Annotated in this window: 28 protein-coding genes and 1 pseudogene; 15 read left to right on the top strand and 14 right to left on the bottom strand. The window is 61.3% G+C overall.

The window, feature by feature from the left end:
- Positions 1–174: 174 nt before the first annotated feature.
- The gene (locus tag HF955_RS10250) at positions 175–1,251 is read left to right on the top strand and encodes an efflux RND transporter periplasmic adaptor subunit (RefSeq protein WP_291075046.1); all 1,077 of its coding nucleotides are present in this window, start codon (positions 175–177) and stop codon (positions 1,249–1,251) included.
- Positions 1,248–4,478: an efflux RND transporter permease subunit gene (locus tag HF955_RS10245; RefSeq protein ID WP_291075045.1), complete on the top strand. Its 3,231-nt coding sequence runs from the start codon at positions 1,248–1,250 to the stop codon at positions 4,476–4,478. Before HF955_RS10250 ends, HF955_RS10245 begins: the two co-directional genes overlap by 4 nt.
- Before the next feature lie 198 nt (positions 4,479–4,676).
- Here the strand turns inward: HF955_RS10245 and HF955_RS10240 are convergent, their stop codons facing one another.
- Both HF955_RS10240 and HF955_RS10235 read right to left on the bottom strand, forming a co-directional pair.
- Positions 4,677–5,111 carry a PH domain-containing protein gene (locus HF955_RS10240; RefSeq protein ID WP_291075044.1) on the bottom strand — a complete coding sequence of 145 codons (435 nt, stop codon included), beginning with the start codon at positions 5,109–5,111 and terminating at the stop codon, positions 4,677–4,679.
- A gap of 58 nt (positions 5,112–5,169) precedes the next feature.
- The gene (locus tag HF955_RS10235) at positions 5,170–7,509 is read right to left on the bottom strand and encodes an ATP-dependent helicase (RefSeq protein WP_367279728.1); all 2,340 of its coding nucleotides are present in this window, start codon (positions 7,507–7,509) and stop codon (positions 5,170–5,172) included.
- Between the two features lie 106 nt (positions 7,510–7,615).
- Here HF955_RS10235 and HF955_RS10230 point away from each other — a divergent pair, with 106 nt between their 5' ends.
- Genes HF955_RS10230 through HF955_RS10215 form a run of 4 tightly spaced genes read left to right on the top strand, consistent with a single transcriptional unit; the run spans position 7,616 to position 9,731 of the window.
- Positions 7,616–8,191 carry a hypothetical protein gene (locus HF955_RS10230; RefSeq protein WP_291075042.1) on the top strand — a complete coding sequence of 192 codons (576 nt, stop codon included), beginning with the start codon at positions 7,616–7,618 and terminating at the stop codon, positions 8,189–8,191.
- A gap of 58 nt (positions 8,192–8,249) precedes the next feature.
- The gene (locus tag HF955_RS10225) at positions 8,250–8,600 is read left to right on the top strand and encodes a helix-turn-helix transcriptional regulator (RefSeq protein WP_291075041.1); all 351 of its coding nucleotides are present in this window, start codon (positions 8,250–8,252) and stop codon (positions 8,598–8,600) included.
- Positions 8,597–9,187, top strand: a complete 591-nt coding sequence (locus HF955_RS10220; protein WP_291075040.1) for an SRPBCC domain-containing protein — start codon at positions 8,597–8,599, stop codon at positions 9,185–9,187. The genes HF955_RS10225 and HF955_RS10220 overlap by 4 nt, the downstream gene beginning before the upstream one ends.
- Positions 9,180–9,731: a DUF4287 domain-containing protein gene (locus HF955_RS10215; protein ID WP_291075039.1), complete on the top strand. Its 552-nt coding sequence runs from the start codon at positions 9,180–9,182 to the stop codon at positions 9,729–9,731. The genes HF955_RS10220 and HF955_RS10215 overlap by 8 nt, the downstream gene beginning before the upstream one ends.
- Positions 9,732–10,097: 366 nt before the next feature.
- Here HF955_RS10215 and HF955_RS10210 read toward each other — a convergent pair whose 3' ends face one another.
- Positions 10,098–11,207, bottom strand: coding sequence for an NADH:flavin oxidoreductase (locus tag HF955_RS10210; RefSeq protein WP_291075038.1), 1,110 nt, complete (start codon positions 11,205–11,207; stop codon positions 10,098–10,100).
- A gap of 148 nt (positions 11,208–11,355) precedes the next feature.
- Between HF955_RS10210 and HF955_RS10205 the strand changes: the two genes are divergently transcribed.
- The gene (locus tag HF955_RS10205) at positions 11,356–12,372 is read left to right on the top strand and encodes a hypothetical protein (protein WP_291075037.1); all 1,017 of its coding nucleotides are present in this window, start codon (positions 11,356–11,358) and stop codon (positions 12,370–12,372) included.
- Between the two features lie 115 nt (positions 12,373–12,487).
- Here the strand turns inward: HF955_RS10205 and HF955_RS10200 are convergent, their stop codons facing one another.
- The 5 genes from HF955_RS10200 to HF955_RS10180 form a co-directional block, all read right to left on the bottom strand.
- Complete coding sequence (locus tag HF955_RS10200) at positions 12,488–12,610, bottom strand: hypothetical protein (RefSeq protein ID WP_291075036.1); 123 nt, start codon at positions 12,608–12,610, stop codon at positions 12,488–12,490.
- Between the two features lie 72 nt (positions 12,611–12,682).
- Positions 12,683–12,877 (bottom strand): DUF4169 family protein, encoded by a 195-nt coding sequence (locus HF955_RS10195; RefSeq protein ID WP_291075035.1) that lies wholly within the window; start codon positions 12,875–12,877, stop codon positions 12,683–12,685.
- Positions 12,877–13,476 (bottom strand): GNAT family protein, encoded by a 600-nt coding sequence (locus HF955_RS10190; protein ID WP_291075034.1) that lies wholly within the window; start codon positions 13,474–13,476, stop codon positions 12,877–12,879. The genes HF955_RS10195 and HF955_RS10190 overlap by 1 nt, the downstream gene beginning before the upstream one ends.
- 12 nt (positions 13,477–13,488) lie before the next feature.
- Positions 13,489–13,788 (bottom strand): hypothetical protein, encoded by a 300-nt coding sequence (locus HF955_RS10185; RefSeq protein ID WP_027837898.1) that lies wholly within the window; start codon positions 13,786–13,788, stop codon positions 13,489–13,491.
- A gap of 73 nt (positions 13,789–13,861) precedes the next feature.
- Positions 13,862–14,872, bottom strand: a complete 1,011-nt coding sequence (locus HF955_RS10180; RefSeq protein WP_291075033.1) for a helix-turn-helix domain-containing protein — start codon at positions 14,870–14,872, stop codon at positions 13,862–13,864.
- A gap of 160 nt (positions 14,873–15,032) precedes the next feature.
- Between HF955_RS10180 and HF955_RS10175 the strand changes: the two genes are divergently transcribed.
- Positions 15,033–15,833, top strand: a complete 801-nt coding sequence (locus HF955_RS10175; RefSeq protein WP_291075032.1) for a DUF2306 domain-containing protein — start codon at positions 15,033–15,035, stop codon at positions 15,831–15,833.
- On the opposite strand, the pseudogene HF955_RS10170 reads toward HF955_RS10175, so the two are convergent.
- The 5 genes and pseudogenes from HF955_RS10170 to fumC all read right to left on the bottom strand — a co-directional run bounded on the left by HF955_RS10170 (position 15,830) and on the right by fumC (position 20,588).
- Positions 15,830–16,587, bottom strand: a pseudogene (locus HF955_RS10170) (SDR family oxidoreductase). The gene HF955_RS10175 and the pseudogene HF955_RS10170 sit on opposite strands and share 4 nt — an antisense overlap.
- An 89-nt stretch (positions 16,588–16,676) precedes the next feature.
- A complete protein-coding gene (locus HF955_RS10165) occupies positions 16,677–18,314 on the bottom strand; it encodes a SulP family inorganic anion transporter (protein WP_291075030.1) in 1,638 nt (545 codons plus the stop codon).
- 129 nt (positions 18,315–18,443) lie between these two features.
- A complete protein-coding gene (locus tag HF955_RS10160) occupies positions 18,444–18,740 on the bottom strand; it encodes a CcdB family protein (protein ID WP_291075029.1) in 297 nt (98 codons plus the stop codon).
- Between the two features lies 1 nt (position 18,741).
- Positions 18,742–19,101, bottom strand: a complete 360-nt coding sequence (locus HF955_RS10155; RefSeq protein WP_291075028.1) for a type II toxin-antitoxin system CcdA family antitoxin — start codon at positions 19,099–19,101, stop codon at positions 18,742–18,744.
- Positions 19,102–19,202: 101 nt separating this feature from the next.
- The gene (gene fumC, locus HF955_RS10150; protein ID WP_291075027.1) at positions 19,203–20,588 is read right to left on the bottom strand and encodes a class II fumarate hydratase; all 1,386 of its coding nucleotides are present in this window, start codon (positions 20,586–20,588) and stop codon (positions 19,203–19,205) included.
- Between the two features lie 215 nt (positions 20,589–20,803).
- Here fumC and HF955_RS10145 point away from each other — a divergent pair, with 215 nt between their 5' ends.
- From HF955_RS10145 to HF955_RS10120, 6 genes are all read left to right on the top strand, one after another.
- The gene (locus HF955_RS10145; RefSeq protein WP_036261429.1) at positions 20,804–21,115 is read left to right on the top strand and encodes a hypothetical protein; all 312 of its coding nucleotides are present in this window, start codon (positions 20,804–20,806) and stop codon (positions 21,113–21,115) included.
- On the top strand, positions 21,112–21,477 hold the full coding sequence (locus HF955_RS10140; protein ID WP_291075026.1) for a RusA family crossover junction endodeoxyribonuclease: 366 nt from the start codon (positions 21,112–21,114) through the stop codon (positions 21,475–21,477). The genes HF955_RS10145 and HF955_RS10140 overlap by 4 nt, the downstream gene beginning before the upstream one ends.
- Before the next feature lie 192 nt (positions 21,478–21,669).
- Positions 21,670–22,137: a hypothetical protein gene (locus HF955_RS10135; protein ID WP_291075025.1), complete on the top strand. Its 468-nt coding sequence runs from the start codon at positions 21,670–21,672 to the stop codon at positions 22,135–22,137.
- A gap of 195 nt (positions 22,138–22,332) precedes the next feature.
- Complete coding sequence (locus HF955_RS10130) at positions 22,333–22,800, top strand: hypothetical protein (RefSeq protein WP_291075024.1); 468 nt, start codon at positions 22,333–22,335, stop codon at positions 22,798–22,800.
- A 127-nt stretch (positions 22,801–22,927) separates the two neighbouring features.
- Complete coding sequence (locus tag HF955_RS10125) at positions 22,928–23,392, top strand: hypothetical protein (RefSeq protein WP_291075023.1); 465 nt, start codon at positions 22,928–22,930, stop codon at positions 23,390–23,392.
- Between the two features lie 120 nt (positions 23,393–23,512).
- Entirely contained in the window at positions 23,513–24,061 is a 549-nt protein-coding gene (locus HF955_RS10120; protein ID WP_291075022.1) for a hypothetical protein, read from the top strand.
- 51 nt (positions 24,062–24,112) lie between these two features.
- Here the strand turns inward: HF955_RS10120 and HF955_RS10115 are convergent, their stop codons facing one another.
- A complete protein-coding gene (locus HF955_RS10115; RefSeq protein WP_291075021.1) occupies positions 24,113–24,628 on the bottom strand; it encodes a DsrE family protein in 516 nt (171 codons plus the stop codon).
- A 117-nt stretch (positions 24,629–24,745) separates the two neighbouring features.
- On the opposite strand from HF955_RS10115, the gene hemN reads away from it, so the two are divergent.
- Positions 24,746–26,095 carry an oxygen-independent coproporphyrinogen III oxidase gene (gene hemN, locus HF955_RS10110; RefSeq protein ID WP_291075020.1) on the top strand — a complete coding sequence of 450 codons (1,350 nt, stop codon included), beginning with the start codon at positions 24,746–24,748 and terminating at the stop codon, positions 26,093–26,095.
- The last annotated feature ends 1 nt before the right edge of the window (position 26,096 follow it).

The raw sequence follows: 26,096 nt of genomic DNA, 5'->3' as shown, positions 1-26,096 counted from the left end.
CGACAGCCTTCCGAGGGCATTCATTAATCATAGGTTTCGCGAAACCCGCAATTCGCGCAGGCAGCTTTGCCGGATTGCAACAATCCCCTGTTAACTACACTTGCGCGGCGCGCTTAAAGCGACGACGCGGCCGCCTATATCTGCTAGAAGCACTGCTGTGCGAAAGACTGAACCGTGAACCGATCCGTTAAAATTGCCATCGCCATCTTCGTCGGCCTTCTGGCCTGGTTTGTTGTCCGCAGTGTGATCCGCGGTGACATCAGCACCCAGCAGGAAGAAGTCCGCGCGACCCAGGACACGGCGGCCCCGGAGGCCGTGACGTTCACCGTCTCTGCCCAGACCCATGGCATCCGGCTCAAGTCCAAGGGGCTGACCGAGCCCGACAAGTCCGTCACCGTGAAAGCCGGAACGGCAGGCAATGTCGTGTCGACCCCGGTGCGCGAAGGCACGCGCGTCTCCCGCGGCACGCTTCTGTGTGGGCTGGACGTGGAAGCGCGTGCGGCACGGCTGGAAGAAGCCGAAGCCCGCCGCGACGCGGCACGGATCGATTTCGAGGCGGCCAGAACCCTGGCGGAAAAGGGACTTGCCCCGGCCAACAATGAAGCAGCCGCCAAGGCGGCGCTGGATGCGGCCGAAGCCTCCGTGAACGCTGCCCGCGTGGAATTGTCCAAGACACAGATCCGCGCCCCCTTTGACGGCATTTTCGAAACGCGCCTTGCCGAGGCCGGTGACTATCTCTCACCCGGGCAGGCCTGCGGCACCATGGTCGACATGGATCCGGTGATCGTCGCAGTGGAAGTGGCCGAGGCGAATGCCGGCCAGCTGAAGACCGGCATGACCGGCACGGCGCGCCTGCCGAGCGGCAAGACCTATCCCGCCAGCCTGCGCTATGTGTCCCGCACGGCGCAGGAAGGCACCCGCACCTTCCGCATCGAGGCAGAACTCGATACCGGCGACGATCCGGTCGCCGCCGGCGTCACGGCCGAACTCTTCATCCCGATGGGCGAGGTGCCCGCCACGCTGATCTCGCCGGGCCTGCTGACCCTGTCCGATGCCGGCGATCTGGGCGTGCGCTATGTCGACGATCAGAACATTGTCCGCTTTGCGCCGATCGCCGTGATCGACGAGACACCGGAAGGCGCCTGGGTCACGGGCCTGCCATCCCCCGCCCGGCTGATCGCGATTGGCCAGGACTATCTGGCCGAGGGCGTCGAAGTCCGTCCGGCACCGCAGGGCGGGGCCCAGCCATGACCCGCATCGTCGAAGGCGCCATTGGCCGCGCCCGGATGGTTCTGTCCATCCTGATCTGCGCGATCATCGCCGGCACCGCCACCTATGTCGGCCTGCCCAAGGAAGCCGACCCGGACATTCCGATCCCGTTTGTCGGCATCACCGTGCCGCTCGCCGGCGTGACGCCGGAAGACGCCGAACGCCTTCTGGTCAAGCCGATCGAGCAGGAAATCCAGTCCCTTGAAGGCCTCAAGACCTTTATCGGGATCGGGGCCGAGGGGGCCGGCCAGCTGATCCTCGAATTCGAGATCGACTCCGACATCGACCAGGCCGTTCTGGATGTGAAGGACAAGGTCGACCTCGCCAAACGCTTCTTCCCGGACGATGCCCGCGAGCCGATCATCACCGAGGTGAATGCCTCGCAATTCCCGATCATGGTGGTGAACCTGTTCGGCCAGGCGCCGGAACGGGGCCTCAACGACATCGCCGAAACCCTGCAGGACCTGCTGGAACGAAATCCCGGCATTCTCGAGGCCAACATCATCGGCCAGCGCGAGGATGTGCTGGAAATCGTTGTCGATCCGGTGAAGCTCGAAACCTACAATCTGTCCTATCAGGACATCTACGCCGTCGTGACGGCCAACAACCAGCTCGTTCCGGCCGGCCAGATCGATACCGGCGAAGGCAGTTTCGCCGTGAAGGTGCCCGGCCTGATCCGCACCGCACAGGACGCCTTGAACCTGCCGGTCAAACGCTCCGAAACGGCAACCGTCACCCTGTCGGACGTGGCCGAAATCCGCCGCACCTACAAGGATGCCACTGGCTATGCCACCTTCAATGGCGCGCCTGCCCTCCAGCTGCAGATCGTGAAACGCTCCGGTGCCAACATTCTCGACACCGCCAATTTCGTGCGCGACACGGTCGCCGCGCAGAAGGAGTCATGGCCCAGCACGGTCGATGTCCGCATCACGTCCGATGCCTCCGAACTGATCGGGGACCAGCTGGGGCAGCTGCAGAACTCCATCATCACCGCCGTCGTGCTGGTGATGATCATCTGTGTCGCGGCGCTCGGCCTGCGCTCTGCGCTCCTCGTCGGCATTTCCATTCCGGCCTCCTTCGTGATGGCCTTCCTTCTGCTCGGCGCCTTCGGCTACACGATCAACATGATGGTCATGTTCGGCATGGTCATCGCGGTCGGCATCCTGGTGGATGGCGCCATCGTCGTGACCGAATATGCCGACCGGAAAATGGCCGAGGGCCTGAACCGGAAGGACGCCTATGGCATGGCCGGCAAGCGCATGTTCTGGCCGGTCGTCGCCTCCACCGCCACCACACTGGCCGCCTTCGTGCCCTTCCTGTTCTGGAATTCCATGCCCGGCAAGTTTATGGCCTATCTGCCGATCACGCTGATCTTCGTCCTGTCGGCCTCGCTGGTCATGGCATTGATCTTCCTGCCGGTGCTGGGCTCTGTCATTGGGGCGCGCCCCGGCGGCACCGATGAAAGCCTTGCCGCGCTGGCAGCCGATGCCGATCCCGAAGCCGCCACCGGCTGGCTCGGCGGCTATGTCCGCCTGCTCAAATCCCTCATCGCGCGGCCCCTGGCCGTGACCGGTGTCGCCATTGCCGGCGTGATCGCCATCTTCATCTGGTTCGGCTCCACACCGCACAAATCCGAACTGTTCTTGGACGTCGAGCCGGAACAGGCCTTCGTCTTTGTCCAGGCCCAGGGCAGCCTGTCCACAGCGGAACAATTGTCTCTGGTCAAGCGCGCCGAAGCGGCCATTACTGGCATGGACGGCGTCAAGGACATCTCGACCGAGGCGGGCGGGTCCGGCGGCGCAATCTTTTCGCCGGACGGATCGTCCAGCAAGCCCATCGATACGGTCGGCCAGCTCCTGATCGACCTTGCCACCGCAGACGGCGTGCACAATGGCCGTCGCACGCTCGCAAACATCCGTGAACGGCTCAGCCAGGTGCCCGGCCTGCGCTTCGAGATTGCGGCCCGCGAACAGGGGCCGCCATCGGGCAAGGACGTCCAGATCGCGCTGCTCTCCGAAGACGCCGCTGCGCTCAATTCAACCGCACGCCTTGTGCGCGACTATCTCGAAACCCGGCCGGACCTGCGCGAAGTCGAGGACACGCGCCCCCTGCCCGGCATCGAATACCAGCTCGAAGTCGACCGTGCCGAAGCCGGCAAGTACGGCCTCGACATCAGCCAGGTCGGCGCCGCCGTCCAGTTGATCACGGAAGGCGTTCTCGTCGGGCGCTACCGCCCGGATGACGCGCAGGACGAAGTCGATATCCGCGTGCGCTTCCCGCAGGCAGACCGCAGCGCCAGCGCGATCGACGATCTGCGCATCGCCACGCCGCGCGGTAATGTGCCCCTCTCCCTGTTTGTCGAGCGTGTGCCCGCGCCGCGCGTCAGCCAGATCACGCGCCGCGACGGGGCACGTGTGATCGATGTACGCGCCAACGCCGTTGAACAGGGCGCAGGCGCGGCCATTGTCGAAGAGATCAAGACCTGGATCGCTCAGCAGGACATTCCCGGTACGGTCGAAGTGCGCTTTGAAGGCGCAGACGAGGACAGTGCAGACGCTGCGGCCTTCTTCCAGGGCGCACTTCTGGCCATGCTGTTCATGATGGCCATCATTCTCCTGTGGGAGTTCAACAATTTCTGGCAGGTCTTCCTGACCCTGACGGCTGTCATCATGTCAACGGCTGGCGTGGTGATCGGCATCCAGCTGATCCTGCCCTATGTCTCGCAGCTGATGATCGGCACTGGCATCGTCGCACTGGCCGGCATTGTGGTGAACAACAATATCGTGCTGATCGACACCTATAATCGACTGCTCAGCGACGGCCGCACCCCGGAAGAAGCCGCCATCGCGACAGCCGCCCAGCGGATCCGCCCGATCCTGCTGACAACCGGCACGACGATCTGCGGCCTGCTGCCGATGATCATCCAGATGAATGTCAATTTCTTCGAAGGCTCCATCAATTTCGGCGGCGCAAGTTCCGAATGGTGGGTCCAGCTGGCCACGGCCGTGGTGTTCGGCCTCGGCTTCTCGACCCTGATGATCCTTCTGGTGACGCCGGTCTGGCTTCTGGCCCCGCACCGGGTCAGGCGCTGGGCGGGCCGGATGAAGGATCGCGTTCGCGGCAAGCGCGCCGCGCGGCGCCAGTCGGCAGCGCCGCAATCGGCGAACGAGAATGATCCCGCCAGCCAATCCCTGCCGGCGGCCGAATAGGGTCGCAAGATGAGCGGCAGATGAACGCCGCATTCGGTTTGCGTTCGCCCGGCCTGTGGGAAACAGGATCCTGCAGCGTCGGGTTGGCCCTCGCCCTTGTCGGCAAGCGCATCCACCCATCGCGCTTCGAGGCTGGCCTGACTTTCCCTCCCCCTGACCCAGGCCCCCGGCGCTGCTAGCCTTTCCGGACAGTTCGGCTCAGCCCTTTGACGGGACCTCCGGTGCCACAACGGCCTGCTTGGCTTTCTCCGCCTCGGCGCGAAACATCTGCGGGTGGGCCATGTTGGGGAAATTGATATGGGTTTCGCCCCGCCCATGTACCGACAGGCGTCCAAAGCCGAAAATGCGGCCGACAATCCCCTGATTCAGGGAACTGCCTTCAATCGCATCCAGCGCAATTTCGTTGACGTCGGCTGACCACAATCCGGTCTTCATGACCACCCGCCGGTCTGTCACCACGAATTCGGTTGTGTTCAGTCGCACCATTTCCGCAATGAAATAGATGATGCCGAAGATCAGGATGCCGAACACGATCAGCATCAGCCAGGCTTTCGCATGTTCCAGCCAGTGAAACTGGCCGCGATACCGCAGCGTCTCGCCTTCATACAGCCGTTTCTCGATATAGCCGGCCATTCACGCCTCGCCGCTCTGCCCCGGTCATCCAATTCCGAAAGCCCGGTCCGGTCAACCTCTAGGCCGGCTGCACGAAGGTGGCGATCACTTTCTTCCGGCCGGACTTCTCGAAATCCACGGTCAGCTTGTTGCCCTCGGTGTGCGCCACACGACCATAGCCGAACTTGTCATGGAAGATGCGCGTGCCGACCTTGAAGCCCGACGGTCCGCCAGACGTCGCCGAAAGATTGGTCGCGTCGCGCGGCGGGCGAGTGTCGAACTTGCCCGCATTCTCTTTCAGGCGCTGCCAGCCCGGACTCTTGTAGTTGGACCGCTCGCCCAGATCCTCGACCGTGCCCGTAAAGCCGGTGTCGCCACCGGGCATACCCGAATAGCCGGTTTCTGACACGGCCTCGACATGTTCGTGAGGCAACTCGTCCACGAAACGGCTCGGCAGTACGCTTTGCCAGCGGCCATAGATCTGCCGGTTCGCGACAAACGAGATATAGGCGTGCTGGCGCGCGCGCGTGATGCCGACATAGGCAAGCCGACGCTCCTCTTCGAGGCCCTTCATGCCACTCTCGTCCAGGCTGCGCCGGGAAGGAAACACTTCCTCCTCCCAGCCCGGCAGAAACACGACTGGCCACTCAAGACCTTTCGCGCCGTGCAGGGTCAGGATCTGCACCTGGTCCTCGCCGGCTCCGCCGGTCGAGGCATCCATGACCAGTTCGATATGCTCCAGGAAACCGGCCAGCGAGTCGAACTCGCCCATGGCCCGGACCAGTTCCTTGAGGTTGTCCAGCCGGGTCTGCGCCTGAGGGCTGCGATCCTTCTGCAGCATGTCGGTATAGCCGGATTCTTCCAGGATCGTCTCGGCAAGCTCTGTATGCGGCATGCCATTCGCCAGCTTGTCACGCCACAGATTGATCTGGTCGATGAACTGGGTCAGGCCCCGCTTGGCGCCACCCTTGATCTCGTCGGTCTGCAAGACCATCGGGGTCAGAACGAACAGGCTGCGCCCATCCTCCCGGGCATAGGATTGCAGCTTGGCCAGTGACGTGTTCCCGATCCCCCGCTTTGGCTGGTTCACGACGCGCTCGAAGGCCAGATCGTCATCCGGAGAGCGTATCAGGCGCAGATAGGCCAGCGCGTCTCGGATCTCGGCACGTTCGAAGAAGCGCGGTCCGCCAATGACCCGATAGGGAATGCCCAGCATGATGAAGCGTTCCTCGAACGCCCGCATCTGCCAGGACGCCCGCACCAGAACGGCGCAATCCTCGTGGCTGCCGCCTTTCGACACCCAGCTCTCGATATCGTCGGCAATCAGGCGGCTTTCGGCTTCGCCATCCCACAGGCCGCGCACTTTCACCTTGGAGGCGTCGATATCATCGATGGAATTGTCGTCGCCGACATAGAGCGTCTTGCCGAGCCGACTCTTGTTGTGGCTGATCACGGAAGACGCGGCGGCCAGGATGTGCTTGGTGGAGCGGTAATTCTTTTCCAGCCGGATCACATGCGCCCCGGGAAAATCCTTCTCGAAGCGGAGGATATTGTCGACTTCCGCACCCCGCCAGCCATAGATCGACTGATCGTCATCGCCGACACAGCAGATGTTCTGGGATCCCTGCGCCAGCAGGCGCAGCCACAGATACTGCGCCACGTTTGTATCCTGATACTCGTCCACCAGGATGTACCGGAACTTGTCGTGATATTCTTTCAGCAAATCAGGGTTGTTCTGGAAGATGATGATGTTGTGGATCAGCAGGTCGCCGAAATCACACGCGTTCAGAACCTTCAGCCGCGCCTGGTAGATCTGGTAACAGGTGATGCCCTTGCCGTCTGCGAACTGGTGCGCCTCCTCCGGCGGTACCTTGTCCGGAGTGAGGGCGCGGTTCTTCCAGCCATCGATGAGACTGGCCAGATAGCGCGGCGTCCAGCGTTTCGGGTCAATGTTTTCGGCCTGGATGATCTGCTTGCACAGGCGGATCTGATCATCGGTGTCGATGATGGTGAAAGTGGATTTCAGCCCTGCCAGTTCAGCATGCTTGCGCAGGATCTGCGCGCTGATCGAGTGGAACGTGCCAAGCCAGCGCAGCCCCTCGCCCGCCTCGCCCAGCATGGACAGGGCCCGCTCGCGCATCTCCCGCGCGGCCTTGTTGGTAAAGGTCACGGTCAGGGTCTGCGACGGCCAGGCCAGCCGCGTGCCGATAATGTGCGCCAGTCGGGTGGTCAGCACGCGCGTCTTGCCCGTGCCCGCGCCCGCCAGCACCAGCAACGGGCCTTCAGTGGTCAACACGGCTTCGCGCTGCTCAGGGTTCAGGCCGTCCAGATAGGCGGCGTCCCCCTGTGCAACCGGCGGCTTGGCCGCCGCCATCTGGGAAATGGACAGTCGATTCGGATTGGAACTCATGGCGAACATATAGCACCGAATGCCCCGTTGGGCAGGGTTTGCGGCACACGCGACTGTTGCGATCAGGTTCGCTTCATGAGACCCTCTCCAAGGTTGAAATTGAAGGCACCCCAAGATGAAACGGATCGAGTGCTGCGTAATCTCCTTGTTCCTTGTGGCCCTGAGCCAGCCGCCAGCATGGGCAGACGACGGGAACCGGATGAGTTTCCAGCTCGACCCCGGTGAAAGCCGCACAGTGTTCGCCAGCGGACGCGGCGACGCATCCATGATCCAGGTTTTCAAGATATGTGTGGCATCCCCCACCGAGTACGGTGCCAGCGTGACAATGCTGGAATCCGGCAAGGGCCCTGCAAATGCTGCAAACGAAGCGATCGCTTCGGGAGCCTGTGTGTTCGCAGCAGGAAGCACGATTATTGTCACAGCCGACAAGGCCCCTTCTCCAGAAGCTTTGGCCAATCGCCAAGAGGCAGCCAGACGAGCGCGGCTCTGGCTGGAAGATCGTGTCGCGACCCTGAAAGCCGCCCCAGAACGAAGTGAAGACCAAGACGCCTTGCTCAAAGGGTTCGAAACGCGGCTGGAGGAAATGAACCGCTACAAAACGGCCATGACCGACAACACCGGGGCGGCTGGCACGTTCGAGGCGGAACACCGCAAGGCCGTTTCCGTGCGGGTCACCCGCCTGAATCCCTGAGAAATTCGGTCAACTCAATCGGGTTGACTCACGCCCATTTATGTAATTTAGTAATTACATGATTACAGATCACGATATGTCTGCCGTCTTCCACGCGCTCGCTCATGAGAGCCGGCGGCAGATTCTGGACATTCTGAAAGCGACCCCCGGCATTCCCGTCGGCGAGCTCGCCCGCCATTTCGATGTCAGCCGCATTGCGGTGATGAATCATCTGGCCGTGCTGGAAAAGGCCGGCCTCGTTGTCAGCGAGAAAGACGGCCGCAGCCGTCGGCTCTATCTCAATGCGGCGCCCATCCAGATGATCCAGGACCGCTGGATGAGCGCGTATTCCAGCCAGTTCGCCAGCCGGGTCACCGGCCTGAAATATGCCGCCGAGGCGGCCGCCCGGCAGAAGGAGGACCCAAAATGACTGCCACATCCGCCGACGCGGCCGCGCTTGCCGACCGCGCCATCTATGAAGTCTTCATCGATGCCCCGATCCGCATCGTCTGGGACACGCTGGTCAGGACAGACGAGGCCCTGCCCTTTTTCTTCGGGGCGGTCTGCGACACGGCAGACGGGCTGAAACCCGGAAAGCCGATGCGCATGATCACACCGGACCGCAAATTCGCATCGGTTGTCGGCGAAGTGCTCGAATTTTCGCCGCCGCACCGCTATGCGCACACGATGAAATTCACCCAGTTCGAGGATGCGCCCTGCACGGTCATCTACGAGCTGAGTGAAACGGAGGGCGGCACGCGGTTCCGCCTGATCACGGAAAATGTGCCTGCCGGCACGAAGACCGAAAAATCCATGGTGCCCGGGGGCAAGTTCATCACCGAGAACCTCAAGGCGCTGGTCGAGACCGGCAAGCCGAAATTCTCCGGTCGCATGGTGATGATGCTGGGGCCGGTCATGGCCCTGTTCACACCCGCGCAATGCCGCCTCGAACACTGGCCGCTGGTCACGCCGACCCTGGAAATGCCCGCCCCCGAAAAGGAGACACCCCATGGCTAATTCGCCGGACAAGATGCTGGAAAGCATGAAAACGGGCCTGCTGGAAAAAACCGGCAAGCCGCTGGATCACTGGACCGATCTGGTCCGCAGGAGCGGGCTGGAAAAATTCGGGGAGCAGATGAACCTGCTCAAGACCGAACACGGCCTGACACATGGCTATGCCAATCTTGTCTGCCAGGCCGCCAAGGGGAACCTCGACGCCGACCAAGACGACCTGCTCGAAGCTCAATACAAGGGCAAGGACAGCCTGCGCCCGATCTATGACACTCTCGCAGAGCAGGCCCGCTCATTCGGCAAGGATGTCGAAATCGCCCCGAAGAAAACCTCCGTGGCCTTCCGCCGGTCGAAAAATTTCGCCGTGGTCACCCCCGCCACGAAGTCCCGCGTGGATCTCGGTCTGAACCTCAAGGGTGTTCCGGGCACAGACCGGCTGCTGGAGGAGAAACCCGGCAGCATGTGCACGCACAAGGTGCGCCTGACTTCCGTGGACGAGATTGATGGAGACGTGCTGGCATGGCTGGCCGACGCCTATGGGAAGGCCTGACACTCCATGACACGATCTGAAACATAAAAAGACCCTGCAGGAACGCGTCGGTGTGCGGGACGCGGCCCTGCAGGGTCAAGCGAGATGCTGGTGTGAAGGCATCTCACCGGGGTGCAGGCACCGCCTGCGTCAGAAGGGGGAAAAGTCCATCCGCACAAAAGGCTGCCGGCATTCAGGGAGACCGGCCGCGCGCGAAAACCATGTGTTCGGGTCCCCCACATGGCGTCGCATCAGATTGTGACTGGATGGTTCAAATACGTCCCCACCATCCAGCTGGCCCACAGCGGTCAAGGGCAATCGGCCGCCACCGGTCCAGCTGGATTTACCAAAACCACTCCTTGCGTCCCGGCGCAAGGAAAAATCGACCTAAGATAGCGTTGCGAGGCTCGCTGCATTGTAATCAGCCAGTTCGTCATGCCGGCCCTCATGGACCTTGCGCGCCCATTCCGGATCCTGCAGCAGAGCCCGGCCAACCGCGACCAGGTCGAACTCGTCGCGTGCCAGCCGCTCCTCCAGATCATCCAGGGACCGCGTACCCGAGCCTTCGCCCTGGAATGCCTTGATGAAATCGCCCGACAGCCCGACCGATCCGACCGTGATTGTGGGCAGGCCGGTGATCTTCTTCGCCCAGCCGGCGCCATTCAGGCCCTGCTCGCCGTCGATCTCCGGGAATTCCGGCTCCCAGTAACGGCGTTGCGAGACGTGCAGCACATCCACACCGGCATCGACAAAAACCTTTAGGAAGGCTTCCAGATCCTTCGGCGTCGTGGCCAGGCGGGCGCCGTAATCCTGCTGCTTCCATTGCGAATACCGCAGAATGATGGGGAAGTCGTCCGACACGCGCTTGCGAATTTCCTTCAGGATGTCGGAGGCAAAACTTGCTCGATCAACAAGCGATGTGCCGCCAAACTTGTCGTCCCGCTTGTTCATCACGTCCCAGAAGAACTGGTCGATCAGATAGCCATGCGCGCCATGCACCTCGACACAGTCGAAGCCCAGCTTCTCTGCTTCGGCCGCTGCGTCGGCATAGGCCAGCACCATGTCGTCGATCTCGGCAGAACTCGGGGCATCGATGACCTGCTTGCCGGTATGCGTCATGCCGGACGGGCTGTCGGTGGGCGCCTCCGGATTGGGGCCGCTGCCAGCCTTGCGCACCATGCCCATATGCCAGATTTGCGGGGCGATCTTGCCGCCCTTTGCATGCACCTTCTCGACCACATTCTGCCATCCGGCCAGTGAGTCCGCCTCGTGGAAATTCGGGACGTTGGGATCGTTGGAAGCTCCGCCCCGGCGAATGGTGGTGCCTTCGGTGACGATCAGGCCGACTTCGTTTTCCGCCCGGCGGGCATAATACTCCGCCACATCATTGCCCGGCACCCCATTCGGAGACTTCGACCGCGTCATCGGGGCCATCACGATACGGTTCGGCAAGTCGAGGGATTTGATCTTGAAAGGGGTGAACAGTGAACTTGTCATTTAGGGCTCCATCAATGTTGCGAGACAGGTGGCGGTGCCCTCTCCCCGCGTCAAGAATTTACCCTACGCAAACACAGCCATTGCACGGTTCAGAGTGTGTTCAGTATCTCTCAACCCTACTCTCTTGAAACTGTTGAAGGCTCGCCACATGAGACACGCCCCGATCCTGCTCCTGCCCGCCCTCGCCGCTGCTTGCGCCACACCCGGATATGACTACGAGGCCCGCATGGCGCCCGGCTTCCCGGAGGCTGCGGAATATCGCGATGTCGTTGTTGGCCCGTTCCGGGGGCCGGCCGGCAATGTCGCCGAAACCGAATTTTCGGACATGATCGACGAAATCCGGATTGATGGCGATTACTGGTTCATCCAGACTCAGGGCCAGCCGCAGGGCACGTATCAAGGCCGCGTGGACATCGAGACCTGGGATGCAGAAACCCGGTTCGAGCGGGAGAAGAAATGCGTCGAGTATGATGGCCTGTTCGATTGCGAGCACCGGGCCATCGTGGAAACCGAATGCCGTGAGGAGACCGTCGAAGTCGTCGTGACGGCGGAGCTGATTGACTACCGGACCGGCCGCCGGGTGTTCAGCCAGCAGCAACTCGGCGGGGCGAGCCGCGAAAGCTGCGTTGATGTCGCCGAATATGAGGACCGTGGCCAGGACCTGGGCGTCTGGCGCGACCCGCACCATTCCAGCTACGATCCCTACAATGCGCCCATCGGCATGGTGCAGGACGCGACCGTCGAGGCGGTGCGCCGTTTCCGCAATGACATCGCGCCCTATTACCAGACCATGCGGGCGGAAATCATGACCGACGGGCTGACCCCGGAAGCGCAGAATGATCCCCGTTTCGCCGCTGCAGTGAAGGCAACAAAGAACGGCAATTTCACCGGCGCCTGCGCGCAATGGGATGAACTTGGACGGGAATGGACCCTCGCTCCGGCGGTGATCCACAATCTCGGCGCCTGCGCCGAGGCGCGCGGCGACATGGCCACGGCCCAGCTGCGCTATGCCCGGGCTGCCGAGCTTGCCCAGTCCATTCCGCTCGTCGAGGAGAAAAGGGTCCGTCCGATTTTTGCGGCGCTGGAACGCGTCTCAGGCCGCCGGATGGATGACCAGTTGATCAACTCGATCCTGCATCCGGGTGTTGAAGCTCCCGATAGCTAGAGCCAATCCGTATCCAGCAGCCGTCGATATTCGGCGACAGCTGCGTCGGTGTCGGCATCGGGAGACTCTTGCCCCACTCCGGGTGCGGCATGACTGCGACGTTGCGGAAAAGCGGTCAGAAACCTGCCAGCGCCGAGAGCGGCACGCCTGCTTCAGCCGCTTCGGCGATGACGCCCCAGGTGATGCCAGCCGCAAACGCGATGCCAGCCAGAACGAGTTTTCCCAGAATGCGTCCCATCAGTATGTCCTCCCGCTTTGAGACAAAGTCGGGAGTCGTTCTGCAAGTCAGGGGCCGTCCGGTAATGTTTGATTAACCATGCTCGTCCGGTGGGGTGTCCAGCCTGTGGGCCTCTGCCTCGTCGCGGGCCTTGTTGGAGCGGGCCGTGTCGAGGTCTTTCTCCGCCTTGGTGCGACCGAATTTGGCGCGGTTTTCCTTGGCGCGCTGCGCCTTGTCAGCCTTTGCCCTGGCTTTGCGGAACTTGTTCAGATTGATCGGCTCCGTCATCAGGAGGCTCCCTCAAATGCTGCCAGCCGCGCATCGAGGCCAGCCTTCACTGCCGGCCACTCACGCGCGAGGATCGAGAACACCACGGTCGTGCGGACAAATCCATCCGGCAGGACCCGGTTGTCGCGCAGAAGGCCCTCTTGGACCGCGCCCAGCTTCAACACCGCCGCGCGGGACCGGGCATTGCGTTCATCGACATGGAAATAGACGCGCAAGGCCCCCTGCCCGAACGCATGCCCCAGCAGGAGATGTTTGCAGGCCGGGTTGATCACGCCGCCCTGGAGGTCCGGAGCATAAAACGTCATGCCGATCTCGACATTGCGGTGCCCGGCATCCGGATTGAGGAACGCGGTCATGCCCGCAAACCGGCCATCGCCAAGGTAAACAGCAAACGGCACGAGTGTCCCGGCCGCCACGCGAGACCGCAGCGTCTCCAGCCAGGGGGCCAGCCAGCCTGTTCCGGCGACGAAGACCGGCCAGGTGCCAAGTCGCGCGCCGGTCTGTTCCGACAGGGCGACCAGTTGCGGCCCGTGATGGTCCGGCTCGAACGGCACGAGCCGCACAAACCGGTTTTCCAGCGTCAGGGGCCGGATCAGCATGTCGCCCCGCCGCTAATCGTCGGAATGGGTCTCGCGCCACTGTTCCATGGCCAGCGAGATGGCAAAGGTTTCGCGGTATTTCGGGCTGGACGCCGGACGCGGCGCCTTGGCCGAGGTCAGCGCCATGATCTCTGCCAGCTTATTGTGGGCCGCACCCGCCTGCCCCGCGCCGATATAGGCATGCAGTTCGACCAGCGCCGATGACAGCGGGTCATTTGCCCGGATCACGAAATAGGGCTCGTCATCGGCCAGCTTGCTGAGAATGTCGAATTGGGACGGGTTGGATTTCGATCCAACGGGAGCATTTGCCATGAGCACGGCCTTTCTTGGCGGGAAGTGATTCTCTTTCGCGCAGTCTAGACACCGCCGCGCCGTTCGCCAGTCCTCACAACACCGCGCCTGACTCCAGCGCGCGGCGGCGATAGGCGCTCGGCGTCATGCCAGTATGCGCCTTGAACGCGCGATTGAACGGCCCGATCGAGCCAAACCCGCACTCCATCGCAATTGACAGAATTGGCTGGTCCGCCAGATCCGGCCGCACCAGCTGGGCACGGGCCTCTTGAATCCGATACGAATTGATCAATTGGTTGAAGTTCGCGAAGCCGAGATCCGACACAATACTCTGGCTGACTCTGTAGTCGGGTGTTCGCAGGCGCAACGCGGCATCGGCCACTTTGATGTTCGGTTCCAGATAAATCCGGTCGACTTCAAGCAATGCCGTCAACCGTGCCGCCAGCGCCGGATCGCACGGCACGCTGCGGCTACGGTCCGCTTTGCGGGTTTTGCTGTCTTCCAGAGGGTTGCGACGCCGATACAGCACGGCAAGGGTCGCCCCCATCAAGGCAAAGGACGCCGCAACGATACGAAACTCGTCTTGCCACGCATCCAGTCCCGGCTGGTCTGCAAGCAACGATACGGTGACAAGCCCGGCATACCCGCCAGCAAAACCGAGTCGAAACCTTCGCTCCGGCGCTGACGCGTTCATCCCGTCAATCGCTTCGACAAATGTCATCAGCAACATGGCTGACCCGATCAGGGACTGCATGCTGGCCACGACGCCCAGCATCCCGCCAACCTGGGAGTCAGGCGTCAGGTAATTGATCAGGCAGGTCAGGTACAGAACCGCGACGACCAGCGCGGGCCAGGCCTTACGCTCGGCCTCCTTGCGGAACAGTTCCCGCGACAACAGCCAGGCCAGTCCGCAGGGCACAAAACTGATCAACACCAGCAAGACACCGAGTTGGGGCACATGGTTGCCAACGAAATATTCGGCGATGAAAGCTGCAACCGACAGCGCAAAGGCCGCCCAGTAGATCGCCAGAGGCAATACCGGCCCGGACGGCAGGCTCCGCCGAAGCGTCCCGAGATTCCCTAGCGAAGCACGCGCAATGTTCATGAGGCATTGTCCTGATATCGGCTGTCTGGGGCGAGCTTACGCGTTCAAGGCGCCGAATTCGATGTTTTTCTGCTGAAATCCTCGCCGATTTCCAAATCGGCAAGACGCCCCGACCGGTTCCGGTCAGCTCTTTCAGGCTTCATACCTGAAAGGACTCACCGTGACCTCGCCCCCCAACTCCCTCTCCATCTGGAACAAGATTCTCGGCCGCGCTGGCATTGCCTGGTTCTGCGTCGCGGCCATTGGACAGATCGCATTCATCATCTTCATTACGAACTATTATGGCGTGCGTACTGCCACTGGAAACTATGCCGGCTGGAACGACAAGAGCCTGATCAAAGGACATGTCCCGGGTGATGATGCAGGCAATCTGATGTTTGCGATGCACGTCCTGCTCGCCGCCGTGATGACTCTGACAGGGCTCATTCAGCTGGTGCCCCTGCTTCGCCGGAAATTCCCGAAACTGCACAGATGGTCAGGGCGCATATTTCTGGTGCTGGCCTGTTTCCTCGCTCTGGGCGGGCTCTGGCTGACCTGGGGACGGGGCACATATTTGTCGCTCGTTTCAGCCGTCAGCGTCTCTTTGAATGCCGTGCTGATCCTCGTCTGCGCCGTCTATACCTTGCGATTTGCTTTGTCGCGCCGCTTTGCCGATCATCAGCGCTGGGCCATGCGCCTGTTCATGGTCGCCAATGGCGTCTGGTTCATCCGCGTCGGTCTGATGGGCTGGATCATGATCAACCAGTCTCCGCGCTGGATGAACAATTCGATGAGCGGGCCTGCCGATATCGTCATCAGCTATGGCAGCTACCTGATCCCGCTGGCCGTGCTGGAACTGTACGCCGCCGCGCGCCGCAGTCGCTCCGTGCCCGCGAAGGCCGCGGCCAGCCTGCTCGTCGCAGGGGCCACGGTCTTTACCGGCATCGGCATATTCGGCGCGTCAATGTTCCTCTGGTTCTAGCTGGAGGAAACGATCCCACCATCGCAAGGCACGGTGTGGCCGGTGATGTAGTTCGATGCCCTGGACGACAGGAACATGGCGAGGCCCGCGATGTCGGATGGCTGGCCGACCCGTCCTGACGGGTTCTGGTCACCAATCTTCTGCCAGTCGACGCCTTCAGTTTCGCCTTTGAAGCCGACGCCGGTGGAAAGCATGTAGGTCGGGAACGGTCCGGGCGCGATGCCATTGCAAAGAATGTGCTCACCCGCCAGATGCGCCCCCATGAACCGCGTCAGATGGATCACGGCGGCCTTTGACGTGCCATAGGCAAAGCCGCTCATCGGAGAGGTGTGCATGCCATCGATTGAGGCGATGTTGATGACCCGGGCCGGATTGTCGGCGCTCGCCGCCTTGCGCAGCAACGGCATCAGCTTCTGCGTCAGGAAGAACAGGCCCTTCACATTGACGTCCATCACTTTGTCCCAGCCATGTTCCGGGAAGTCTTCCAGCTTCGCGCCCCACGCCACGCCGGCATTGTTGATCAGCACATCGACCTTGTCTTCCCGCTCGGCAATTTCCTTGGCGAGGTGCTCAATACCGACCATCTGGCCCACATCGGACGGAATGGCATAGATTTCACCGCCATACTGGCCCTTCAGGCGCTCAACCGTTTCCTCACAGGCGTCCGCCTTGCAGAAATGCGTCCTGTTCCGCGCGAGCCACCGGTCACGACCACGGTCTTGCCGGCCACCGAGAACAAATCGCTGAAATCCATTTCCATCTGACGTTCCTCCACGTTTCTGATCGGCGTTCCTGATGGCGGAACAACCGGCCCGGTGCAAGGAGATTAGGTCGCAGGAAGGATCAGTGGCCGCCGCCGAAAACGCCGGTTCGCACAGAATAGTCGACGGCCACGGCATATTCCGGATCATCATCGGAATCGACCATCAGCTGGCCGGCCTTGGCCAGCAGTTTGTGGCAATCGCGCGACAGATGGCGCAGCTGCAGCGTCTTGCCTAGCGCCTCATAGCGCCGGGCGAGATCTTCAATCGCCTGCAGGGCCGACTGATCCACGATGCGCGAGCGCATGAAGTCGACGATCACCACGTCCGGATCGGTTTCCGGATGGAAGAGTTCTGCAAAGCCGTCTGTGGACCCGAAGAACAGCGGCCCTTCGATCTCGTAGACATGCGCGCCCGGCGTGCGGACACTGTCGCGCTCGATGACGCGGATGCGCCGGGCATTGTTCCAGGCATAGGCCAGCGCAGACACGATCACGCCGACCACAACCGCCGTAGCGAGGTCGTAGAAGACCGTCACGATCGTCACCAGAACGATGACCGCCGCGTCCAGAAACGGAATGCGCGTCATGATGCGCAGACTGTTCCAGGCAAACGTGCCGATCACGACCATGAACATGACCCCGACCAGGGCGGCGAGCGGGATCTGCTCGATCAGGCTGGATCCGACCAGGATGAAGGCGAGCAGGAAAAGCGCCGCCGCAATGCCGGCAAGCCGGGTACGGCCACCGGATTTCACATTGATCATGGACTGGCCGATCATGGCGCAGCCGCCCATGCCACCGAAAAAGCCGGTGATGACATTGGCCGCGCCCTGCGCAACGCATTCCTGGCTGGCTCCGCCTCGTTTGCCTGTGATCTCACCCACCAGGTTCAGCGTCAGAAGGCTCTCGATCAGTCCGATGGCTGCCAGGATGACCGCATAAGGCAGGATGATTTCCAGCGTTGCCCAGTTCAGCGGCACGGCTGGCAGGTGGAATTGCGGGAGGCCCCCCTCGATCGAGGCCATGTCGCCCACGCGCGGCACGTCCAGCCCGAACGCAATCACGACGCCCGCCACAATGGCGATGCCGGCCAGCGGCGCGGGAATGATTTTGGTGAATTTCGGCAGCGCCCAGATGATCGCCATGGTCAGGGCCACCAGAGCGAGCATCAGCGCCAGCGGCCAGCCGCTCATCCATTCACCGCCCGACATGCCATGCCCGGACACTTCCGCCGTCCCCGGCACCTGGAATTGGGTCAGCTGCGCCATGAAGATCACGATGGCGAGCCCGTTCACGAAGCCGAGCATCACAGGGTGCGGCACCAGACGTATGAACTTCCCGAACCGGAAGATGCCCGCCAGAAGCTGCAGGATCCCCATCAGCACCACGGTGGCGAACAGGTATTCAACGCCATGCTGCGAGACCAGAGACACCATGACGACAGCCAGCGCGCCGGTCGCCCCCGAAATCATGCCAGGACGCCCGCCAAATACGGCGGTCACCAGCCCGACAATAAAGGCTGCATAGAGGCCGACCAGCGGATGCACACCGGCGACGAAAGCAAAGGCCACCGCCTCCGGCACCAGCGCAAGCGCCACGGTCAGGCCCGACAGCAACTCGATCTTGATACGGTCGGGCGTGAATTTCGACAGATTGGCCTGCGAGAAATTCTGCGCACCAAGACGGTCGGCAAAGGCAGAGAATGTCGTTTTTACCACGGCAGGAGACTCTTCAGTGTGAGGGCAGGAAGATGTTTGCCGCCGTATGGCCATCTTCATGGCATGGCGCAACCGCAGGCGTGAGAAAACCAATGCGTTTCCAACCCCTGCCCGCCGCTTGGGCGACAGTCAATTCCCAAAGAACAAACGCGACAGCGCGCGGGAGATTTCGTATTCATAGGCAACCAGATTGCCGATATTTTCGGACAATGCTGACTTGCGGATTCCTGCCAGCAAATGCGTGCCGACCAGATATGTTTTCCCGTCGAGTTCAACTTCCGGCGTTATGACATTTATCGGCCGGGCGGCCCCCGTCGGATAAAGAGGTGCTGCAAATACAAAATCGCCCGTATCTATATCAGGATATTGCAGGATCACGACCGGCGGCTTGCTGCCGCTCAGGCGGTATACGGCAAAGCGCTGCAAGTTAGAAAGCCCTGAGCCCGTCAGACCACAGCCCTTCACGCTCAACCAGCTTGTTCCAGCTGTCGACAGCCTCCCGATTTTCCTCGTTCCAGCGCCGGATGCGCTCGGCCTTCACGGCCTCCTCAACAGCCTTGCGGGCGGTCCCAGCCACATCAATACCGTATCGCGCGGCTTCTTCGAGAATTTCTGGATGAATATCCAGTCCGGCTCCTTCAAAGGGTGTCCTGTTTTCCGCAACACCCTGCCGCCTGCCCTCAAGGGCGGCTTCAACCGCGGCATGGGCAGATGCCCGGAGGCTTCCGGTTGCCCCGGAGACAAAACTGTAAAGGGTTGTCGGCGCAATCCCTGCCGTTTTTGCCAAGCGAGCGACAGGCTGGTGGGACTCTCTGATCGCGCGGCGTAATTCATCAGGGGCAAGCATGTACGGAATTTACGATATTCCGTACATGCCGTAAACCGGAATCACCCCGGCGAGATCATCTTCGACGGATCGACGATATTGTCGAAATCCTCGCCGGGAATGCCGTCCTTGATGGCCTCCTCGCGAAGCGTCGTGCCATTCTCGTGCGCCGTCTTGGCGATCTTGGCGGCGCGGTCGTAGCCATATTTCTCCTTCAGCGGCGTCACCAGCATGAGGGAATTCTCGAGGCCGCGCTGGATATTGTCGAGCCGCGGCTCGATGCCGACAACGCAATTCTCCGTGAAGCTGACTGCCGCATCGGCCAGCAGGCGCACCGACTGCAGGAAATTGTAGGCCATCATCGGGTTGAACACGTTCAGCTCGAAATGCCCCTGGCTGCCGGCAAAGCCGATGGCGGCATTGTTGCCGTGAATGTGCGCGCAGACCTGGGTCAGCGCTTCGCACTGGGTCGGGTTCACCTTGCCCGGCATGATGGAGCTGCCCGGCTCGTTTTCCGGCAGGGCCAGTTCGCCAAGGCCGGAGCGCGGGCCGGACCCGAGGAAGCGGATGTCATTGGCAATCTTGAAACAGGACATCGCGACGGTTGTGATCGCGCCATGCGTGAACACCATCGCATCATGCGCAGCGAGGGCTTCAAACTTGTTCGGCGCGGTCGTGAATTTCAGGCCGGTGATGTCGGCAATCTTCTCGGCAACCTTTTCCGCAAAGCCGACCGGCGAGGCTAGGCCGGTGCCGACCGCGGTGCCGCCCTGGGCCAGTTCCATCAGCTTCGGCAAGGTCAGCTGGATCCGCTCGATGCCATTGGCCAGCTGCTGGGCATAGCCGGAGAATTCCTGGCCCAGCGTCACCGGCGTCGCATCCTGCGTATGCGTTCGTCCGATCTTGATGATATCCGCCCATTCGCGCGCTTTCGAATCGAGCGCGTTCTGGAGCACTTCCAGAGACGGGATCAGCCGGTGGACCACTTCTTCCGCGCAGGCGATATGCATCGCGGTCGGGAATGTGTCGTTCGAGGATTGGGACATGTTCACATGGTCATTCGGGTGAACCGGCGTCTTGGACCCCTTTTCACCACCGAGCAGTTCGATCGACCGGTTCGAGATGACCTCGTTCGAGTTCATGTTGGACTGCGTGCCAGAGCCCGTCTGCCAGACGACGAGCGGGAAATGATCGTTCAGCTTGCCGTCGATCACTTCTTCGGCAGCCTGCACGATCACCTTGCCCAGCTCCGGATCCATCTTGCCAAGATCCATGTTCGCTTCCGCTGCGGCCTTTTTCACAATGCCAAGCGCGCGAATGATGGGCTCAGGCTGTTTTTCCCAGCCGATCTTGAAGTTTCCGAGGCTGCGCTGGGCCTGCGCGCCCCAATAGGCGTCGCTGGAGACTTCGATTGGGCCCATCGTGTCGGTTTCGGTCCGCGTCGTCATGGTCTTGAATCCTCATGCGTGGAAAAGCTTTCGCGCCGGGTTTAGCCAAGTGGGCGCACAAGACAAGATGCGCCGCGTCCGTCGGCCGCATCCGCCGCAGGCTCACCCTCCCCCATTCGCGCCTTGCGCTTTCCCTTGGGCCCCGCCTAGATTGTCAGACAGAGGGGCCGTGGGGCCCGGCCACAAGATATGTCCCGGAGGGGCCTCGACCGCTCATGAACGCTCTTGCCCAAGCGCTCTCACAACCGGCAACGCTGATCCTTGTCGCGCTGGCCTTCGGGCTCGGCTTTCTGGTGCGCGGCATCGGGGTGAATGCCAAGTCGCCGCCGATCCTGACCCAGGCACAGGTCGAGGATGCCCTTTCCCGCGTGACCAAGGCCCGCTGGGCAGAGATCGACCGCGCGATTGATGACCGCAAGAAGCTGCTGGCCATCAAGTTGCTCCGCGAACAGACCGGGCTTGGCCTCAAAGCCTCCAAGGAAGCCATCGAGGCCCGCATGCAGTCACGTCACCGGATGCGGGGATGAGCCTGTCGGACTGGGTCAGCGCTGGAAAAGTGCGCGCGCGCATCACTGATGAAGGCGCGCTGGAAGTGCGCTGCGCAGGCCTGACGACCCAGACAAAATACTACAAGACCCTGCTCAAGGAATTCTTCCGCAAGGAATTCCATCCGTTGCGGCCCGGTTATGGCGACTACTCCGTTCACATCATGATGGAGTATACAGGCGATGCCCCCTGGATGGATCTGGACAATCTGGCCAAGGCGCTGCTCGACAGCCTGACAGGCAATGTATTCGAGGACGACCACCAGGTCGCCCGCCTCCTGGTCGAACGCCGCGTCGGCGAACGCGAAGGCATCTGGCTGAAGGCAGAGGCAATCGACACCTAGTGCAGTCCGGATCAGCCTCCACCCGGATTCAAGCCAATGAATTCCGCCCGAAAGCGGACCTCTCCCGACAAAACCCACAAATGCTGAGACACCCGTGAAACATCCGTAGAAGGTTCTTTAGAGCCGGTTCACCAATCGAACCTACCTCTGATTAGACAGTATTCTGATTTTTACCTTCTGACGGAGATCAAAATGAAGTTCCCCACCAAATCCATTGGCGGCGCGCTCCTTGGGGCGATTTGCATCCTCGCCCCAACCCAGGCTCACGCCGGCGAAGAGTTTCGCATCAAGAACTGCTCGAACCACACATTTTCAGTGGATATTGCCATGGCTGACTGGTTCAAGGATTCACACAAGAATCTGGCACGCCACGGTGACGTGACGCTGCACTGCATCTCCTCGAAGTGCAATATCGGGATCACTTGGGGAGCCAATGACGACGAGCCAGGCATGTTCTTTGAACATCTGTACACCAACTTGCACCATGGAGACTATGTTCTGCAATTGAAGACTGCCAAGAGCACACAACCTCTGCCATCCATCTACTGTATCAAGGCATTCGCCCTCAAGAAGGGCAAGAGTTGCGACATATTCGATGACGATTTCGATGAATACGACAAGCTGAGCAGCGTTCTTGGCAGCATTCCGAGGTGCCACTAGCTCTCATCCACCGATCCGGATCCGGGAAGTCTCAGAGATTTCGGGAGTTCTTCCCCGCACTGACGGCACACCCGCCGGATTGGCTCGAAACCACAGTCACGCGGCCGCTGGCACTCCTTGCCACAAGGGCTTGAGCACCAGATGATCGCCAGGCAGCCAGCCGGATATCACCCTCTTGCTTCCCGGACGTCAGACATGAAACCCATATTGAAGCCACTTGGTGGCGCGCTCCTTGCGGCACTCTGCATTCTCGCCCCCACCCAGGCTCACGCCGGCGAAGAATTTCACATCCAGAACTGCTCCAATCACAAGTTTTCTGTCGATGTCGCCATTGCCGATTGGTTCAAACCGTCCATTGAACAACTCGGGCGCCACGAAAGCGTGACGATGCATTGCATGACATCGGAATGCAATCTCGGGATCACTTGGTCTGGCGGGACATCCGACGCCACCTCGTTCGAGCATCTGTACACAGACCTGCACCACGGAAGCTACGTTCTGTACATGAAGACCGGCCTGTCCCAGGGCTCGTCCATTCCATCGAGATACTGCGTGAAGGCATTTGCGCTGCGCAGAGGCGAAAGCTGTGACATCTTCGATGAAGACTATAGCGAGATCGACACTCTGCGAAACATCGCCGCCAAGATGAAATCGTGCAGCTAGCCCCCAGGCTCCTCGAGACAGAGTGAGACGCTCGTGCAATCGGCGCCGTCTTCCCGTTTAGAACCAGTTCACCTCCCGCCCTTAGCCTAGTTGGCACACAAATGAATTGCGAACCGAGGACCCGATCATGCGCCATTCTCGTCACCTGCTCAGCGCCGCAACTCTTGGAGCGCTATGCCTGCTGGCTCCCGTCCAGGCGCATGCTGGAGAAAAGTTCTATATCAAGAACTGCTCAAATCATGCCTTCTCTGTCGATATTGCGATCGTCGACTGGTTCAAAGCGTCCCGCAAGACACTGCACAGACATGACAGCGTCACCATGGACTGCATCAGCTCAAAGTGCAATGTCGGCGTGACGTGGTCGGCCGATGGCGATGAAGGCACGTCCTTCGAACATTTGTACACCGACTTGAACCATGGTCATTACGTGATCCAGATGAAGACAAAGCGCACGGGCGGAACTCCCTCTGTGTACTGCATCAAGACCTACGCGATGAAAAAGGGTGACAGCTGCGACGTCTTCGACGAAGACTCGACCGAGTATCATCAGAAGCTCTACAGCATGATCGGAGCCGTCAAGCACTGCAACTAGTCCGGCGACCAGGGCTGTTACTCAAATCGGCCGCTCTGCGTCATCAGACCTGCTGCAGATTGAAGGAATGAGCTGCACATCCCCCGAACGGGGTCCCTGATCGCAGGATTCCGAGGAGGCATGTACGCCACCTCCCAGGCGCGAAACCTCACACCCTATCCGCATCCGCACTTGAACCTGAGAGCCAAGGAGACCATCATGCCGAACTTCCCGAAACTGGTACGCGGCCTTGTCTTCGCTACACTTTGGGCCGCAACCCCGGGACTGGCTTTCGCCGGAACGGAGTTTCACATCAAGAATTGCTCGAACCACGAATTCCAGCTCGATATCGCCGTCGCGGACTGGTTCAAACCGGCAGACCTGCACCTTGACCGACACGACAGTGTCACGATGCATTGCATGACATCGAAGTGCAATCTCGGTGTCACCTGGGCCGGCCTGAATGATATGGGTGAGTCATTCGAACATTTGTACACGGATCTGGAGCACGGACATTATGTCCTGCAAATGAAGACCGGGCATGCCTCCAGGAGCGGAACCCCCTCCTCCTATTGCATCAAGACCTACGCGATGAAGAAGGGTGACAATTGCGACGTCTTCGATGCCGATCCGACCGAATACACGCAGAAGCTCGGCAACATGATCGGCCACATCCTGCCCTGTGACTGATGCACTCCCGAGCGCCCGCCGCGGGCGGCAAAGGCACGCTCGCACATCCCCCTAGAACGGATTGAGCGTGTAGCCGTCCTGCTGCAGCTGCGCATGCGCCGTCATGGCAGACAGGGCCAGTTCCACGCCCGGCAGGAGATCACCCCTGGCTACATCGCGATACGCTGCCGTCTGGCCGCACAGGATGATCCTGACGCGGTTCTTCCGAAGGGCAGCGATCAAGGGCGCGCTGGCATTGTCGTCCCGCTGCAACAGGTCCGCATAAGCCCCACCATGCACGACAACGGCCAGTTTGATATTGGCGGCCGGTATGCCCACGGCCTCATGCATGTTCAGAAAGCGCGCCGCGCTCTCCAGCGTGCGATTCACCTTTCCGGGCTCCGCCGCAATGGCCGTATCAAACGCCACCTTGAAGACGGCATCCTTTGACAGGCGCTCGGCGTCTGGCACGGCGGCCACCTTGCCATAAGCCGGAATGGCCGGCCCCGGCTGGAAGTCTTCCGGGCCGGCCTGCGCCGACAGGACGAGCGTTCCGGCTGCGGCGGCGGAAACGAGACAACGGATCATGGGACACCCTCCTCTGAACCGGAACAGACTAGGCCGCCCGGCCAGCGACGTCGAGCCGCATCCCGCTAGGGAGTTTCCCCTACTCCCCGCCTGCCGCGCGATTGGTAGGAAAACGCCATGAAACAGGCATGGATCCCCTTCGCATCGCGTCCCGTCCCGCGCTATACCAGCTACCCAACGGCAGCAGATTTCACACAGAACGTGGCGGAACCCGATGCCCGACTCTGGGCCAGCGCCATGACGCCGGACAAGCCGATCTCGGTCTACATCCACATCCCGTTCTGCGAGAAGCTCTGTTTCTATTGCGGCTGCGCGACCAGCGTGCCGAACGGCTATTCTAGGATCGCGTCCTATCTCGAAACCCTGCACCGCGAGATAGACCTGTGGGCCGCCGCCCTGGGCGATCATGCCGGCATGGCGCACCTCCATTTCGGGGGTGGCTCGCCCAATGCACTCTCGGCAACCGACTTTCAGGAGCTTGTTGCCCACGCCGCCCGCGCCTTCAGACTGCGCCCGGATGCAGAAATCGCCGTCGAAATCGACCCACGCAACCTGTCACCAGACTTCGTTCAAGCCATGGCCACGTCCGGGGTCAGCCGGGTCAGTTTCGGCGTGCAGACCCTGTCCCAGAAAGTCCAGGAAGCCGTCGGGAGGGTTCAGCCAAAAATCCTGCTGAGCGAAGGCATTGAGCGCCTGCATGCGGCGGGCATTCGGGACATCAATATGGATCTGATGTACGGCCTGCCCCATCAGACCGTCACGGATGTCGAGGAGGCTGCACATTTCGCGGCCGAGATGGGCGCCGCCAGAATTTCCCTGTTCGGCTATGCCCATGTGCCCTGGTTTGCAAAACACCAGAAAGCCATCGATGAAGATGCCCTGCCCGGCCTTCAGGCCCGGTTCGAACAGGCCGAAGCCGGCGCGCACACGCTCGAACTTGCTGGCTACCAGGCCATCGGTCTCGACCATTTCGCCCGCGCAGGGGACTCTCTCGCCATCGCCGCGCGCGCCGGAACCCTGCAGCGCAATTTTCAAGGCTATACCGACGATCCCTGCGACACGCTGATCGGCATCGGCAGCACGGCAATTTCCCAGTTTTCAGAGGGGTATGCCCAGAACTTCAAGGATCGGCCGAGCTGGCAAAACGCCATTCATGCCGGTCGGCTTCCGGTTGAGCGCGGCGTGGCCATCACCGAAGATGACCGTCTGCGCGCACGCGCCATCGAGCGACTGATGTGCGACCTGGAAGTGGATGTTGACGCCATCTGCGACGAGATGGGCGCCCCACGCGGCAGTCTCGCCGACGCGCTGGAAACGGCCCGTTTCCTGCAGTCTGCCGGGCTTTGCCAGCTTGACCGCACAACCATTCGTGTGCCTACAGAAGCGCGCCTGTTCCTGCGCACAGTCGCCCAGAGCCTCGACGGCCGCTACAAGCCCGCCACCCGGCGCCACGCCAAGGCGGTCTAGG

The sequence above is a fragment of the Hyphomonas sp. genome (assembly GCF_017792385.1).
In the GTDB taxonomy this organism is placed as follows: Bacteria; Pseudomonadota; Alphaproteobacteria; order Caulobacterales; family Hyphomonadaceae; genus Hyphomonas.
This window is presented reverse-complemented; position numbering and strand designations above follow the sequence as displayed.